Annotated in this window: 14 protein-coding genes and 1 other annotated feature; all 14 genes read right to left on the reverse strand. The window is 43.1% G+C overall.

Annotated elements, in window-relative coordinates:
- Positions 1-14: 14 nt before the first annotated feature.
- The 14 genes from minD to DRED_RS13595 all read right to left on the reverse strand — a co-directional run bounded on the left by minD (position 15) and on the right by DRED_RS13595 (position 14469).
- Positions 15-809 carry a septum site-determining protein MinD gene (gene minD / locus DRED_RS13530; protein ID WP_011878851.1) on the reverse strand — a complete coding sequence of 265 codons (795 nt, stop codon included), beginning with the start codon at positions 807-809 and terminating at the stop codon, positions 15-17.
- 63 nt (positions 810-872) lie between these two features.
- A complete protein-coding gene (gene minC, locus DRED_RS13535; protein ID WP_011878852.1) occupies positions 873-1292 on the reverse strand; it encodes a septum site-determining protein MinC in 420 nt (139 codons plus the stop codon).
- A 124-nt stretch (positions 1293-1416) separates the two neighbouring features.
- The gene (mrdA, locus tag DRED_RS13540; RefSeq protein ID WP_011878853.1) at positions 1417-3393 is read right to left on the reverse strand and encodes a penicillin-binding protein 2; all 1977 of its coding nucleotides are present in this window, start codon (positions 3391-3393) and stop codon (positions 1417-1419) included.
- Between the two features lie 36 nt (positions 3394-3429).
- Positions 3430-3930: a rod shape-determining protein MreD gene (gene mreD / locus DRED_RS13545; RefSeq protein ID WP_011878854.1), complete on the reverse strand. Its 501-nt coding sequence runs from the start codon at positions 3928-3930 to the stop codon at positions 3430-3432.
- Complete coding sequence (mreC, locus tag DRED_RS13550; RefSeq protein ID WP_011878855.1) at positions 3931-4791, reverse strand: rod shape-determining protein MreC; 861 nt, start codon at positions 4789-4791, stop codon at positions 3931-3933.
- 15 nt (positions 4792-4806) lie between these two features.
- Positions 4807-5838, reverse strand: coding sequence for a rod shape-determining protein (locus DRED_RS13555; RefSeq protein ID WP_011878856.1), 1032 nt, complete (start codon positions 5836-5838; stop codon positions 4807-4809).
- A gap of 20 nt (positions 5839-5858) precedes the next feature.
- Entirely contained in the window at positions 5859-6542 is a 684-nt protein-coding gene (gene radC, locus DRED_RS13560; RefSeq protein ID WP_011878857.1) for a RadC family protein, read from the reverse strand.
- Positions 6539-7114: a Maf family protein gene (locus tag DRED_RS13565; RefSeq protein ID WP_011878858.1), complete on the reverse strand. Its 576-nt coding sequence runs from the start codon at positions 7112-7114 to the stop codon at positions 6539-6541. The genes radC and DRED_RS13565 overlap by 4 nt, the downstream gene beginning before the upstream one ends.
- 21 nt (positions 7115-7135) lie before the next feature.
- Positions 7136-7393 carry a DUF4321 domain-containing protein gene (locus tag DRED_RS13570; protein WP_041274626.1) on the reverse strand — a complete coding sequence of 86 codons (258 nt, stop codon included), beginning with the start codon at positions 7391-7393 and terminating at the stop codon, positions 7136-7138.
- Between the two features lie 356 nt (positions 7394-7749).
- The gene (locus DRED_RS13575) at positions 7750-8382 is read right to left on the reverse strand and encodes a redox-sensing transcriptional repressor Rex (protein ID WP_011878859.1); all 633 of its coding nucleotides are present in this window, start codon (positions 8380-8382) and stop codon (positions 7750-7752) included.
- Between the two features lie 376 nt (positions 8383-8758).
- The gene (locus tag DRED_RS13580) at positions 8759-10054 is read right to left on the reverse strand and encodes a bifunctional folylpolyglutamate synthase/dihydrofolate synthase (protein ID WP_011878860.1); all 1296 of its coding nucleotides are present in this window, start codon (positions 10052-10054) and stop codon (positions 8759-8761) included.
- A 168-nt stretch (positions 10055-10222) separates the two neighbouring features.
- Positions 10223-10450, reverse strand: a complete 228-nt coding sequence (locus DRED_RS13585; RefSeq protein WP_011878861.1) for a type II toxin-antitoxin system HicB family antitoxin — start codon at positions 10448-10450, stop codon at positions 10223-10225.
- Positions 10451-10611: 161 nt separating this feature from the next.
- Positions 10612-13251, reverse strand: a complete 2640-nt coding sequence (locus tag DRED_RS13590) for a valine--tRNA ligase (RefSeq protein WP_011878862.1) — start codon at positions 13249-13251, stop codon at positions 10612-10614.
- A gap of 51 nt (positions 13252-13302) precedes the next feature.
- Positions 13303-13535 (reverse strand) — a binding site (T-box leader).
- Between the two features lie 475 nt (positions 13536-14010).
- A complete protein-coding gene (locus DRED_RS13595) occupies positions 14011-14469 on the reverse strand; it encodes a TIGR04086 family membrane protein (protein ID WP_041274627.1) in 459 nt (152 codons plus the stop codon).
- Between the last annotated feature and the right edge of the window lie 113 nt (positions 14470-14582).

Here is a 14582-nt window from a genome sequence, read left to right on the forward strand (position 1 = left end):
CGGTACCCCCTTTCCTACTTTAGTCCAATCATTTTCCTTAGGGCACTAAAAAATCCGGCCTGTTCTTCTAAGCTCATTAAAGGAATATTTTCCCCAAGAATGCGACGAGTTATATTGCGATAGGCCTGACCACTCTGGGAACTCTCATCCCTGACAACGGTCTCCCCCTTGTTTGTTGTTACAACAACCTGTTCGTCCTCCGGCACTACACCAAGGAGATCAATGGCTAATATTTCGTTCATATCATCTATGCTCATCATGTCCCCACGGTTAACCATTTTGGTCCGGTAACGGTTAATGATCAACTTGGGTTCCCGTAATTCAGCAGCTTCCAATAAACCTATGATCCGATCCGCATCCCTTACAGCAGATACTTCTGGTGTTGTTACAACAATGGCTTTATCTGCTCCAGCGATGGCATTTTTAAAGCCTTGTTCAATACCTGCCGGACAATCAATGATGACATAATCAAATTCCTTTTTTAAATCTCCCGTAAGTTCTACCATTTGTTCAGGACTAACAGCAGTTTTATCTTTGGTTTGCGCTGCTGGTAGTAGGTGTAATCCTTCATAACGCTTATCTTTAATTAAGGCCTGCCGCATGCGACATACGCCAGAGGTAACATCGACTATATCAAATACAATTCTGTTTTCAAGACCCAGTACAACATCAAGGTTACGCAGTCCAATATCGGCATCCACCAGACACACCTTCTTGCCATGGGAGGCAAGACCTGTCCCCAGATTGGCCGTGGTGGTGGTTTTACCAACTCCCCCTTTACCGGAAGTGACTACGATAACTTCACCCATATTTTAAGTCCTCCTTATCATGCCATGCTTTAAAACATAACCCCTAAACCCAACAGGTAACAATTATTTAAGAACGGAATTAAAGGTTTCAATAGTAACTACACCATTCTTTATCCGGGCTAATTCCGGGTAATCTGGGTCTGACGATTCGTCTTCAGGGGGCCTGGTGATATGATTACCGATACGAAGTTGTGTAGGCCTAAGTCGAAAACCTAGAATGATAGCATTGGTATCTCCCTTGGCTCCAGCGTGAACAACCCCCCGCAGGGACCCCATGACAATAATATTACCAGAGGCAACAACCTCCGCACCAGGGTTTACATCCCCCAGCACCACCACATTACCGTCATGATAAATACTTTGCCCAGATCTTAAAGTTCTTTGTACTAGAATGGTATTCTCATCCACCAATTCTTCTAATTCCACAGGAAACCGGACATGTTTAGAATTAGAAGTGTTATTGGATAATTCCTCTTTCGTCAAATTAACTCCCTCCTGCTTACCCTATATTTCAATTCTACGCAGAAAATCCAATTCCTTCTAAAGATGGATAAAAAAAAGGGGCTATAAGCCCCGATATTCTTTGATAATTAGACAAAATGAGGTTTTATTCCGGACTATAGCCCGTTTGTTGTGGTACATTTTCAACCTTGAAATATGTGGCAAATAAATCCCTTGCCACAGGTCCCGCCGCCGACCCACCGTGACCTCCGTAGTCAACTACCGTGGCCACAGCAACTTCAGGTTTATCATAGGGCGCATAGGCGACAAATAAAGCATGGTTATCGTGGCCAAAGACTTCCCCAGTTCCTGTTTTACCCGCAACATCAATGGGAAATCCTCGAAAAATACCGGAGGCAGTCCCAATGGTCGTTACCATATGCATTCCTTCCTGGGCCACTTTTATTGCCTCAGGTTTTGCACCAACATCAGCAATTTTTTGTGGTTTATATTCCTTTACAATCTTGCCGTCTGGAGCTGTAATTTTTTCCACCAGGTAAGGCTTCCAGCGTGTTCCACCATTGGCAATGGCCGCAATATAATTAGCAATTTGCAAAGGTGTATATAGGTTATAACCCTGCCCAATTGACATGTTTAAGGTATCATAAACCTGCCAGTTTAAGTCCCATTTATATTGATCATACTGGTTTTGGACTTGTTTTAATTCTTTTTTCTTAGCTTTTTCTATTTTGTCCTTTTCATCGGGATCTGTAGCACTGGCCAGTAATGGTTTGTATTTTTCCTCTATGGCCTTAAACTTTGGTTCATAAATAGCATCTAAATAGGCTTTGTTACGCTTATACTTATAGTCTGGTGTGGGTACAATACCTGCTGGTTCACCAGGTATTTCAATACCCGTACGCTCCCCAAAGCCAAACTTTCGTGCATATTGTCCAATGATATCAACGCCCAGTATCCTGTGACCCAGATACCAGAAATAGGTGTCACAGGACTCTGAAATAGCCTTTCTCATATCCACCCTGCCGTGCCCAGTGAGCAACCAGTCATTAAAATTCCTGTTGCCAAAGGTATAATGTCCCGGGTCGGAAATAGCCCAGCTGGGATCTACTTTTCCGGTATCCGCCCCTGCCACCGCCAGTACCATCTTAAAGGTAGAGGCTGGCGGATACAGTTGCAAAGCACGGTTTGGCAAGGCACTGCTTTTTTGTAATTCATCCCACTGCTTTTGACTTAGGCCATTAATCCAAATGGATGGTTCGTAGGTGGGGTAGCTGGCCATGGCCCGGATAGCCCCGGTTCTCACGTCAATCATTACCGTGGCACCGCCCTTAGCCTCATACCCCTGTTTTCTCATGGCCAGTACTTGTCTCTCCAGAGAAGTCTCCGCTGTTTTTTGCAAATTAGCATCAATGGTTAAATGAAGGTTATTACCCGGGACCGGTTCTTTTATACCAAGGTCCCGTACCGGACGGGCCTGTGCATCAACCTCCACCTGCCTAGCGCCATCAATACCCTTTAAATAGGATTCAAAGGCGTTCTCCAAACCATCCTGCCCATACATATCACCAAGTCTGTAGCCCTTATCCTGATTTTTTTCTAACTGGTGCTGCTTAATTTCCTGTACATAACCCAACACGTGAGAAAGCATGGCTTTATATGGGTAACTTCTAACTGGTTCTACGTCAATAACAACACCCGGCAAGTCCAGTCGTTGCTCTTCCAGAATTGAAACAGTTTCCAAAGGAATGTCCGTGGCCAAACGAACCGGTTGGAACAACCTTAGTTGTTGCTCTTCAAGTTTTTTCATTATTTCCTTTGGGTCCATATTCAATATACTGGCAACCCGGTTCACCACCCTATCGGTATCCTTTAGGCCCAGATATACCAGGGAGACTGTGTAAACCGGTTTATTTCCCACAATTTTTTCGCCATTGTGGTCAAATATCTCCCCCCTAGGAGCAATAATAGGATTTAGACGCATATGATTTTGTTTTGATAAGGTTTCAAACCGTTGGGTTTCTAAAAGTTGCATATAGGCTAAACGACCAATCAAGATCAGAAAAACCAGCACCACAAGAAAGAGGAGCACTCGGGTCTTCTTCTCAATCATCTTCCTTTCCAAGGACGACTCCTCCTATTTCTGAATATTTCTAGCATTTTAAAATTCTCGTTGTCTTAACCATCCCTTTTCATTGGAACTATAGAACTCCCAATAACTGAGAGGCACCAGTAGCCCCGTGTAGATAGCTGAGGGAATAATTACCTGTCCAAAGGCATAGTAAGGGGAAATTTCTACGTTAAGGTAAAACAGCAGTAGATAAAGTATAACCTGATTTACGACCCCAACCACAAAGGTTACCATTGATACAATGATAACACTTTCTTTGTAAAAACGGGTTTCTGCAAGACCCACTAAATAACCCGCTAGCATTTTGGTAAGGGCATTTAACCCAATATAGCTGCCAGTAAAAATATCTTGGGCCAGACCTGCTAAAAAACCCAAAAAAGCCCCCTCCCGTGAACCCCGGAGGAAGCCATTGAAGACAACAAACATTAACACCAAGTCGGGCTTAATTCCTGCAACCTGGAGAAATGTAAAAACAGTGGACTGTAACAATAAAGATATTGTGATTAATAAAAAGAAAACTATGCTTCGCAACTAATCACCTTCCGTTGGTGGAAGAATTTCCGGATTATAAATGGTGGTAATAATAAGAACTTCCTCTAAACGGTGTAAATCCGCAAAGGGAACCACCGAAGCTGTTCTGAACAACCCAGTAGGCTCATTAGATACATCAACAATTCTTCCCACTGGTATTCCTTTGGGAAAAGTTCCCCCTATGCCAGATGTTATGATAATCTGGCCTTTGTTTAAGTTGGTATCCTTTGGTACGTGGATAAGCCTTGTTTCCCCACCCCCGGAGGTAGTTCCTTCCAAAACACCCGGGATCCTAGACTCTTGAACCATCGCCCCCACACCACTGCGGGGATCGGTAATTAACATTAACTGAGATGTATTTTTGGAAACTCCAACAATCCTGCCAATTAGTCCTAAAGGAGTTACCACAGGCATATTTTTAGCAATCCCATGATTACTACCTTTATTCAAGGTAACAATGCCAAACCAATTTCCCGGATCACGTCCAACCACCGTAGCGGTCTTAAAGCTAAAATTACTTTTGTATTGATCTTGATACTGCAATAAAGTCTTAAGGCGTTCATTCTCTTGTTTTAATTCTTCCTGAAGATAGAGCTGGCCTTGCAGTTCGGCAACCTTATCCTTCAAGCTCTTGTTTTCCTGAGATAGCCGGCCCAGCGAAGCAACAGATTCTGCGCCATTACGCAGGTTTTTACTAACCCCCATGAGAACCCCCTGAACAGGAGAGAGACTATCTTTAATAGTTGCTTCCATTGGCGAAAGCTGGTTACGCCCAAGATTAGTAAAACGCATAACCAGAAGGGTTATACCCACCAAAATAACGAGTAAAATTAAATTTTTGTAGGATACATTACGGGGCAAAATTTCTCACAACCTTTAAGCCAACTTCTTAGGTTGAATTAATACACGTTTTAAAATATCAATATTCTCAAGAACTCTACCGGAACCATAGGCCACTGCTAAAAGTGGCTCCTCTGCCATATGAACCGGCATTCCTGTCTGATCACTGACCAGACGATCTAGTCCCCGAAGTAATGAACCCCCACCAGCCATAACAATACCACGGTCCATAATATCTGCAGCCAATTCCGGAGGCGTTTTTTCAAGGGTTACCTTCACAGCCTCCAAAATAGAAGCCACGGGCTCCGACAAAGCTTTATAGATTTCTGCGGAAGTGATCTGCAGAGTTTTTGGTAATCCTGTTACTAGGTCACGTCCCCTGATTTCTTCAGTTTCTTCCTGCTCCAATGGATAGGCAGTACCGATATTCAGTTTAATCTGTTCAGCAGTACGCTCACCGATCATTAAATTATAGGTGCGTTTGACATGTTGAATAATGGCATCATCCATTTCATCACCGGCCACCCGAATAGAGCGGCTGGTTACAATACCACCCAACGATATAACTGCAACTTCAGTGGTACCCCCACCAATGTCCACAATCATATTTCCTGTGGGTTCATGAACTGGTAAACCTGCACCAATGGCAGCTGCCATTGGTTCTTCTATCAGGTAGGCTTCCCTAGCACCAGCCTGTAACGCAGCCTCACGAACTGCCCTTTCCTCAACGGCGGTTACACCAGAGGGTACACTTACAACCACCCTAGGCTTAACAATGAAGGAACGGTTCCGCAGGGCTTTGTTAATAAAATATTTAATCATACTCTGGGTAACGTCAAAATCCGCAATAACACCATCTTTCATGGGACGTATGGCCACAATATTTCCAGGGGTACGACCAATCATTTGTTTAGCCTCTTCCCCCACTGCCAGTACTTGTCCTGTTTCTCTTTGAATTGCAACAACCGATGGCTCCCGCAAGACTATTCCTTTGCCTTTCAAATAAACCAAAGAGTTTGCGGTACCCAAATCTATTCCCATATCCTTGGAAAACATACCAAGTTTCATATTTTGTCCTCCTTAGGGTTTCAGATAAGTCCTTTGGACTTTAGACTGGTAAACTTATTATCTCCAATAATAATGTGGTCTAGGACATCTATCCCAATAATTTCTCCTGCCTCGATCAATCTTTTGGTTAAAACAATGTCTTCTCGGCTGGGTGTCGGGTCACCACTGGGATGGTTGTGTACTAAGATCATTGAGGCAGCACTGCGTCGTATAGCAACTTTAAACAGTTCCCGGGGATGCACAACCGATGAATTTAGTGTGCCGATTGAGATGGTTTCCCTGGCTAATACCTGATTTTTGGTATTAAGCAAGAGAGCTAAAAAGTGCTCCCGATCCAAGTCCCTTAGATCCTCCATAACCAAGCCACAAACATCTTCCGGACACCGTATAATGACCCTAGTTTCAGCAGGCATCGCTGCCAACCTACGGCCCAGTTCTAAGGCTGCCTTTACCTGAACAGCCTTAACAGGTCCCACTCCCTTAATCTGACTTAGTTCTTCAATTGTTGCTTGAGAAAGTGCTCTTAAGTCCTTAAAGTGACTAAATAATTCTGCTGCTAACTCCAAAACAGAAACTTTAGATGTACCTGTGCGCAGCATAATAGCTAATAAATCAATTTCGGTGAGACTCCCTGCGCCCTCTTTTAACATACGTTCTCTGGGGCGCATTTCCGGGGGCAATTCACGTATTACGGGATAAGTCATACAATTTCTACTCCAAACATTCGTAATGCGTCTGCCAGCTTCGATATAGGCAAACCAACAACACTAAAATAGCAACCACGAATGCTGTCAATAAAAATGGATGCCAGACCTTGGACGGCATAGCCTCCTGCCTTGTCCATGGGCTCTCCGGTGTCCACGTAACGTTCTATTTGATCTTTGGTGAGAGTTTTAAAATTAACTTCTGTAACCTGATGCGTGACCACTCGCTGTCCCGTAGAGGCATCAATAACTGCCAAACCAGTAAAAACTTCATGGCTTTTTCCTTGCAGGTTACTCAACATTTGTACGGCTTCCTCACGGTTGGTGGGCTTACCCAAAGGTTTGTCCCCTAGGACAACAATAGTATCGGCCCCAATAACCAAGCCCTGAGTTCGGATTAACGCTACTGCAGCAGCTTTTCGCTCAGCAAGTTTCTCTACCAGTTGACCCGAAGAAATATTTTCTTCAAGATTCTCATCTACATCACTGACTTGTACCTCGAATTCTAACCCCAGATTCTTAAGCAGTTCCTGCCTCCTAGGTGATGCAGATGCAAGAATAATTGGCCGCACAGCTTACCCCCCTAAGGTTTTTTATAGCCTGTTATAGACCAGAAAACCCAGAAAGAATCCTAGGGCAGTAACAGGACCCAAGGACATGGTTAAACCAAAGGACAACTGAAGAAAATTCAAATTAAAGGTTGTCTGTTTTATACCAATGGTTGTAAAGTTATCCAGTACCGGTAAGTATGTAGCCAGCATATGCCCCAAGGCACTGCCTGCAACTCCACCGGCCAACAACATTATAATTAATGTCAGCGGGCCTTTACCAACTTTAAATGTTCTTCCCATTTTTTCACCTGTTCGTCAAGCTTGGTTTCTGCCGAACCCTTAGGCGTACTCTTCGAGCACAAGTAGTTCGGGAGACTAGTTCCCCTTATGTATACCAGAAAGATTTATACTTTCTGTCATAGACGTAAATGGTTAGAATTACTCTTATTAAGTTTATCATTGACCCTTATATATGACAAGCAAATACATAGATTAGTTGTCCCCTATAAAGTGATAGAATATCCAGATTAATTGCCAGCAACCTGACCAATAGAGAATGGGGAAACTTTTAAAGCATTGCCACGTTACCTTGTACATATAGAAAAATTCAGGCTCACGGTATGTAAAAAAATAGAAGGTGGGCTATTACCCACCTTCTATTTTTCTTTTAGGGCTAAGTTAAAGGTTAATATTTCTAATTTGACTGAAAGATCTACATTTCGTACTTCCACATCATCGGGTAAATTTAATGAAATAGGTGCAAAGTTTAGGAGTGCCTCCAACCCTGCCTTTACCATAATGTCCGCAATATCCTGGGCTGCCTTTGAAGGTACTGCAATAATCCCAATCCTAACATTATGTTCCTTTACCACTCTGGACAGTTCCTCCAGAGGAAGTACTTCCATATCAGCAATGCGCTTACCAATCTTGGTAAGATCATTATCAAATACCCCGACAATGGAAAAGCCCCGGTCTTTAAATTCCCTATAGGTAACCAAAGCAGAGCCTAAGTTACCGGCCCCTACCATAACAAGGTTCCATGGGTCGGATAAACCCAGAATCTTGACAGTGTAACGGATTAAATCCTTAACATTGTATCCTACGCCTCTGGTACCAAATTCGCCAAAGTATGCTAAATCCTTACGAACCTGGGCAGGACTTACCCCAACACCTTCGGCTATGTCTCCAGAGGATACGGTTGTAATGCCCTTTTTATCAAGTCTCTTTAAAAACCTAGAATAGATAGACAATCTAGTAATGGTTGCTTCTGGGATCTTCAGCGCTTTCACCAAGTCCCCTCCCCTTTATGTATAAAATAATTTAATTTCGCTCATTGCAATTCTTTTGTTCTTATGAATATATTATAGTCGTAAATAAACCAGTTGCAAAGGGTATTTGTGAATATAATGACAAAACTTTAATGTAAAAACCTTCGTTATTGTCGCTTATACAGCATAATTTCTCATGTTATTTATACAATTATCGACAATATTATATATTATTTTTCATCTTTTGATTATATTCTACATTAAAAAAATAACTAATATTGTCATCAATTGTGCAAAATTGTTTTTACATAAAGATTTTATCTTTCTTTAAATACCAGTCGCCTTGGATTTATTATTCCATTGTAAATTTCCCGGAATCCCTGTTGAAAGAATATATTTAAGATTGCATCAGATAAGCCCTTGCTTCTGCAATCATATATAATGAACCGGTAATACACAATATTTCGCTCTCTTTTACATGGCCCAATGCCTGATTAATTGCCTCAGCCACATTTTCTACAACAATAACATCCTCTATATAGGTACGAACATAATCAGCCAACTTCCTCCAGTCTCCGGCCCGAGGATTGTTGGAGCGTGTAACCACCACAGCTTTACTCAAAGGGGCCAATTCTGCCACAACTTTAGACCGTTCCTTGTCTGCCAGCATTCCTAAAACAAAAATAATTTTCTGACTAGGAAAGCAACTTTCTAATGCCTTTTTTAAAGCTATGGCACCGGCATGGTTATGGGCGCCGTCTAAAATAGTGGTTGGATTTCTCCGAATGATCTCCAACCGACCTGGCCATTCAACCGTCCTCAAACCTTCTATCACCACAGCAGAAGGTAGATGATAACCATTCCCAGTAAAAAGCAATTCCACCGCAGCCACCGCTGAGGCAGCATTGACTTGCTGATGTTCGCCCAGCAGAGGAAGTCTCACATAATATTGATTTTGTAGTCCATTTATGATAAATTCCTGAAACCCTTGCTTAAATTTATTTTTTTGTGGCTTCCAGGTAACTTCTTTACCAATTTGTATTAACTTACTGTTGTTAACTAATGCTCTTTGACGGATAACCCCAAGGGCTTCTCCTTCGGCAGCAGTAACCACTGGTATACCTTGTTTAATGATACCTGCCTTTACGTTGGCTATGTCCACCAAGGTGCTTCCTAAATAATCCATGTGATCCATTGCTATATTAGTGATAACCGACACTTTGGGTTTAACCACATTGGTAGAATCAATGGCTCCACCTAACCCCACTTCCAGAGCTACAAAATCAGTTTCTTCTCTGGCAAAGTAAAGCAATGCCAACGCAGTACTCACTTCAAACTCGGTGGGATGCTCAAACCCCTCCTGTACCATTTTGTCAAGGTGTGGTCTGATATATTGGATCAAAGACGCAAGTGTTTCTTGAGGAATGGGTTGACCATTAATCAAAAATCGTTCGGTATAATCCTGTAGGTGAGGAGAAGTAAACATCCCTGTTTTATACCCTGCTGTTTTTAGAATGTTGGCAATCATGGCGGTGGTAGAGCCTTTGCCATTGGTACCACCGATATGGACAATATTAAGTCTATGGTGAGGATTCTGTAAACGTCTCAATAGTTCCTCAATGCGAGCCAGACCCAGGTTCATACCAAACTTCGTTAAACTTTTCAGGTAGTTAATTGCTTCGTTGTAGGTCACGGAGTACGCCTCTCTTTAATGGAAATATTGCTGAGCTATTAGATTTTGGCCATGAGCCTTAAGCCTTGGGCTTTTCTGCGCATGTATTGCTTTAAGGGTCTTGGTTTTGGGCTCATGACTCACGGCACATGGCCCATAACCGGCCCCATAGAAATACCCCATAGCCTATCAGTGTGCGTTTTCAATCAAGAAGAATCGTATGGCTTCCTTAAAGTTCTCCACGGCTTCTTCCTTTGTGCTTCCCCGGGAAGCACATCCTGGTACATCAGGAGTCACTGCATAAAAGCCTCCATCCTCAGTATCTTCGTGTACCTGCACACGAATTCCTACCTTAATTTCTCCCTCCAGGCCACCCGTAGGCAGAGGGCTTAGAAATTCCTCAAATCGAAGAGACATAATAAATCGCCCTCCCTTTGCAAATCACAAACTTTTATAATCACTATGATTAGCCGTCAGCCATCTGCCTTCAGCTTTTAGTTTTTAGCTTATGACTAATGACAAATAGCTAATGGCTAATAACTAAGGGCTAGACTCACAAAGCCCATCCTTCAAGCTCTTTAGCTTAACATGGAAAGACGATCCTTCAGAGCATCCGCCTTAACAGAAAGTTCCTGCTCTTTTGCCTTTTCCTTTTCAATAACTTCAGCCGGTGCTTTGGCCAGGAAACCCTGATTATTTAGTTTTCCTTGCACTCTAGCCAGGTCCCCCTGTATGGTTTTTAATTCCTTATTTAAACGAGCAATCTCTTTATCCAAATCAATTAGCCCTTTAAGAGGAACAAATATTTCTACACCCCTGGTTACCGCAGTGGCGGATTGATCTGGTTTTACAGGCAGCTCACTCAGTATCTTTGCTTCGGCATTGGCCGACCCTTGAATATAAGCCGCATTTCTTTCCAGAATACCACGGAAGCTTTCTTCTGCTGCTACCAGCAAGGCCTCTGCCTTTCTACTAGGCGGTACATTCATCTCACCCCGGATGCGGCGAACAGCCGTGATTACTTCAATTAGTACAGCCATTTCAGCTTCAGCAGTATCATCTAATAAGTTTTCATCAGCCTTAGGCCACTGGGCCAGCATGATAGTTTCACCCTGATGGGGCAGCTTCTGCCAAATTTCTTCAGTAATAAAGGGCATAAAGGGATGTAACATTTCCAATACTTGCCTTAATACTTGCACCAGTACATGTTGGGCTGTAACTCTGTCTTCTGGTGTGGTTTTACCAAATAGACGAGGTTTCGCCAGTTCAATATACCAATCGCAGAATTCACTCCAAATAAATTCATACAGCACACGGGCAGCTTCCCCTAACTCATAGCGTTCCAGAAAATCTGTAACATCCTTCGCAGTTCCTTGCAAACGGCTGAGGATCCAGCGATCTGCCAAGGTGTACTGGCCACCTTGGGAGGTTGGGTCATAATCTCCTAGGTTCATCATAACAAAGCGGGAGGCATTCCACAATTTATTGGCAAAATTCCTTGCACCATCCAAGCGTTCAAAATGGAAGCGCAAATCATTACCGGGTGTGTTACCGGTAATCAGCATAAAGCGCAGGGAATCAGCACCATGGCTCTCAATGATATCCAGCGGATCAACCCCATTTCCCAAAGACTTACTCATCTTACGTCCCAGTGAATCCAGGACAAGTCCATGGATAAAGACTTCTTTAAAGGGCTCTTCTTCCATAAATCTAAGACCCGAGAAAATCATCCGGGCCACCCAGAAGAAAATAATATCACGGCCAGTTACCAGCACCGAGGTGGGATAAAAATGCTCCAACTCTTCGGTTTTTTCCGGCCAACCTAAGGTGGAAAATGGCCACAGGGCAGATGAGAACCAGGTGTCCAATACGTCGTTATCCTGCTCAACCTTACCTCCGCACTTACTGCACTTTGTTATTGGGGTTATGGAAGCAACCATTTCTTCACAGTCCTGGCAGTAGTATACCGGAATACGGTGACCCCACCATAGCTGGCGGGAAATACACCAGTCACGTATGTTTTCCATCCAGTTTAGGTAAATCTTTGTAAAGCGCTCAGGGATAAATTTAATGCGCCCGTCTTTGGCTGCTTGGATGGCTGGCTCTGCCAAGGGTTTCATCTTAACAAACCATTGTTTGGAAAGTGCCGGCTCAATGGCGGTATTGCAGCGATAGCAATGACCCACCGCATGGCTAATATCTTCTACCTTAACTAGATATCCCATAGCTTCCAAGTCACGAACAATCTGTTTACGGCACTCAAAACGGTCCAGGCCTTGGTACTTTCCGGCATGCTCGTTCATTTTGCCATACTTGTCAATAACAATGACCTCAGGTAACCCATGACGACGGCCAATTTCAAAGTCATTGGGATCGTGGGCTGGGGTCATCTTCACCGCACCGGTGCCAAAGGTGGGATCGCAGTAAGCATCTGCAATAACCGGCAATTCACGACCTACAATGGGCAGAACCAGGCTTTTGCCAACTAAATGCAGGTAACGATCATCCTCCGGGTTAACAGCAACGGCAACATCACCCAACATGGTTTCCGGGCGGGTGGTGGCAATAATAATATATTCTTCCGGGGTCTCCTTGGCAGGGTACTTAATGTAGTACAGTTGACCCGGCTTATCCTGATGCTCCACTTCAATATCAGAAATGGTGGTCTGACAGTGAGGGCACCAGTTGGTAATATAGTAGTCCCGATAAATCAGGCCTTGTTCAAATAGTTTTACAAATACTTCCAAAACAGCTTTGGAGCAGCCTTCATCCATTGTAAAGCGTTCACGATCCCAATCACAGGAAGCGCCCAGATGACGTAGCTGTGTGGTGATGCGGTTACCATACTGTTCCTTCCAAGCCCAGACCCGCTCCAGGAATTTCTCCCGGCCTAGATCGTATTTGGACTGGCATTCTTTAGCCAGTTGTTCCTCTACCTTGGCCTGGGTAGCAATTCCTGCGTGGTCAGTACCGGGAATCCACAATGCGTTATACCCCTGCATACGACGCCAACGGGTTAAGATATCCTGGAGGGTATTGTCCAGGGCATGCCCCATGTGGAGTTGGCCAGTAACGTTTGGGGGCGGCATAACAATACAAAAAGGGGTTTTATCCTTCTCTACTTTTGCATAGAAATATTTACTTTCTTCCCAGTGACGGTACCACTTACTTTCTACCTCCTTGGGATTGTAAACGGTTGGAATATTGTTCTCTGTCAATTCTTATCACTTCTCCTTGATTTTCTGAAATAAATAAAAGCTCCCGTCCATATCAAGGACGGAAGCTGTTTTCCGCGGTACCACCTTGCTTTCATCAGAACCCTAATGACAGGTTGTATGATGACAACTCTAAGGGCTATAACGGGCCACCCGACCAGGCCTACTACTTTTTCGGCTTGGCATCTCCGGGGCTACATCCTGGGTTTTGGGCAGAAGACCTTTCAGCCACGAATCTTCCTCTCTTGGACCAAAATAATCCCGGAACTCCCCTTCTTCGACTTTGTCTATGCAATAGTTTAATAATTTTTACACCTTGTGTCAACAAAGCCCTTCTGTTTCTCATTACAAACAAAAAATATTTTATAACATTTTATAATATACCATATAAAGATATTGAAGTAACTACGTATATCCGATAGTAGACTATTTTTAACCCATCTTTTTGAGAAGAGGAGTGGTCAAAAAGGATAAATCAAATATCTTATCTTTTGGTACAAACTTGTCCATCCTGTGGAGATCATCTAGATCTTATAAAAAGTTGTAACAGATCTTTAATTTTAGGTCTATTGGATGCAGTAGATCAATATAATAGCAAAATTGACAAAAAATTAGAGTGTACAAAATGCAGAATACCATTACTTTTTGAAATTCGATATCATATTATTTTACGACCTCAAACATTATCCCGAAGCCTAACAGAGAGTATATAATTTACTTTATTAAAGATACACCTACCCATGACAAGGTAGGTGTATTTTACTATCGGTTAAAAGTATTCAAATATCTCCTATTAACCAGTCGTTTTCTTGTTGAGGGGAGGTTTACCCCAATCACACCCCCAATGGTACCAGCAATGGTTATGGCAGTTGTTAGTAGAACCGGGTCAAATATCAAAACTCCTGTAAGGGCACCTGCCACAACCAAAAACATGCCGTAAATTAAACCCGTCATTCCACCATGCTGCCAGCCCCTAATGCCGGCCACAGCACCAGCACTACCTCCTCCCATGGCAGCTGAAGCTAGAACTGTTAACAAAATAAGCATCGAAAAGTGGTAAACCGACTGGTGAGTGACTGCCACCGCAAAGCCCATCATTACTAGCACCGCTAAGGTCACACTAAAGGCCCTTACAAGGCCCGTACCAACTGCCCCCTTTTTAAAGGGCTTGTCTTCTTTTACATCATGTTTTCGCCACTGCACAAAGGTTAATTTCCCCATGCTTGTCACAAGGCCTCCTTTTTCCTTATTCTTTCTAAATATTTATGTACCATTATCAAAAATATGCTTATTAAGCCAAAATATGGTCATTATTTTTCTTTCATTAAATAAAC

Source organism: Desulforamulus reducens MI-1, assembly GCF_000016165.1.
In the GTDB taxonomy this organism is placed as follows: domain Bacteria; phylum Bacillota; class Desulfotomaculia; order Desulfotomaculales; family Desulfotomaculaceae; genus Desulfotomaculum; species Desulfotomaculum reducens.

What these genes read in the sequence shown, in the direction of transcription:
- minD (WP_011878851.1), bottom strand. Translation starts at nt 809, where the DNA reads ATGGGTGAAGTTATCGTAGTCACTTCCGGTAAAGGGGGAGTTGGTAAA.
- DRED_RS13555 (WP_011878856.1), bottom strand. Translation starts at nt 5,838, where the DNA reads ATGAAACTTGGTATGTTTTCCAAGGATATGGGAATAGATTTGGGTACC.
- radC (WP_011878857.1), bottom strand. Translation starts at nt 6,542, where the DNA reads ATGACTTATCCCGTAATACGTGAATTGCCCCCGGAAATGCGCCCCAGA.
- DRED_RS13570 (WP_041274626.1), bottom strand. Translation starts at nt 7,393, where the DNA reads ATGGGAAGAACATTTAAAGTTGGTAAAGGCCCGCTGACATTAATTATA.
- DRED_RS13585 (WP_011878861.1), bottom strand. Translation starts at nt 10,450, where the DNA reads ATGTCTCTTCGATTTGAGGAATTTCTAAGCCCTCTGCCTACGGGTGGC.
- DRED_RS13595 (WP_041274627.1), bottom strand. Translation starts at nt 14,469, where the DNA reads ATGGGGAAATTAACCTTTGTGCAGTGGCGAAAACATGATGTAAAAGAA.